We start from the raw sequence: 1421 nt of genomic DNA, 5'->3' as shown, positions 1-1421 counted from the left end.
AACAAACAATTTTTATCGAGTTCGACTACTGTGAAATCTATCCTTATCTAATTTAAAAATTATTTTCCGTCTAGAGTGCAAAACTTAGTTATGTCTGCTTCAGGATATTGAGTATTGCTTGTTGTTGTTACTGCTGAATAAGCTTCTTTACAAATTTCTCTTATGTCTTTTGATATTTGTCCGTTCTTTTTATTTGTATGCTCGGTTTTGAAAACTCCATTATTTGTCGCTCCAGTTCCAGATTTAGCTCCTGAATCTGCATAAAATTCTTTGTTTCTAGCTTCTCAGAACTTGTCATTTCCTTTAACCCCTATATATTTAGTTTCACTAGCTTTTCCATTAGTGTTATTTCCATAATCTTCTCCTGTTACTTCCTTAATTGTTTTTGGTTCTTCTCCAAAGAAAGAACAATATTTCCAAAGATTATCTCTTAGAATTTTGTTTGTCGTAGCCGAACTTCCTGTCGTTTCTATGCTAGCTTTTTCTTTTTCAAAAACATTCTTACAAACTTTATTTAAAGATTTGTCATCACCTTTACTGGTGTCAGTTTCAGTTGAATTTCTATGAGCATATTTAACATTTGCAACTACAAAATCAGAACTAAAAGTTAATCCCTTCTTAAAATCCTCTTGTCATCTTCTAAAAGATCATTCTCATCATGTTTTGTTATCCTTAGCATCTTTACCGTAAGGAGCAACTAAATAGTTTCCATATAAACCTCCTATATTAGTATCCGCTGTAACCTTATCATTGCTATCCATCAAAACAACATAATCAGTTGGCATAGGATCATGAGTTGCATAACTGTAAACTCCATAACCTGTTCCTCCTATTACTACTGCTCCTGCTCCTAAAGCAGCTGTTCCCTTAATTGGATCCATCTAATTACTCTTTTCCTTTTAAAGAACAAAACTTAAGAACATTAGCTTCTGTTGCTTTATCTGATCCGTTTTCTGAGCTTGATAAACCGTATGCTTTTTTACAAGCATCCCTTATATGTCCTCTATTTTCTCCCGCAGGGGTTTTAAAAAGTGCATGAAATACTGAATCGTTTGTAGCATCCGCGCTGGAACCATTAATTCCTGCATCATTACCAAAGAATTCTTCGTTTCTTACTTCTCAGAAAACTGAATTTTCTGGATCAACAGTAGATATCAACTTAGCTTTCTTTGTTTCTCCATATTTACCACTTTGATAAACCTCTTTTTCGTCCTTAACTCCAACAGTTGTGGGACTTTTTCCTAAAAAAGAACAATATTTTCAAAAATTGTTTTTTAAATTATTAGTTCCAGATAAAGCAGAAGTATCTCCCTTGTAAAGTTCTTCACAAACCTTATTTAAAGCTTTCGCATTATCTGCTGAATTATCTTCTTTGACAGAAAAAGCGGACTTAATTTTGTCTGAGCTGTTGAATTTATCGT

Annotated in this window: 2 protein-coding genes; both read right to left on the bottom strand. The window is 33.1% G+C overall.

Annotated features, from left to right (window positions below; translation table 4 throughout):
- Positions 1-59 precede the first annotated feature (59 nt).
- On the bottom strand, positions 60-881 hold the full coding sequence (locus tag H6411_RS05815; RefSeq protein ID WP_216083710.1) for a hypothetical protein: 822 nt from the start codon (positions 879-881) through the stop codon (positions 60-62).
- A gap of 4 nt (positions 882-885) precedes the next feature.
- Positions 886-1421: hypothetical protein (locus tag H6411_RS05810; protein ID WP_216083709.1), on the bottom strand; the 536-nt coding region annotated here is incomplete at its 5' end.

It is taken from the genome of Candidatus Mycoplasma haematohominis (assembly GCF_902712995.1).
Classification (GTDB): Bacteria; Bacillota_I; Bacilli_A; order Mycoplasmatales; family Mycoplasmoidaceae; genus Eperythrozoon_B; species Eperythrozoon_B haematohominis.
Note: the sequence above shows the minus strand (reverse complement) of the source record. Positions and strands in the feature narration are given on the sequence as shown.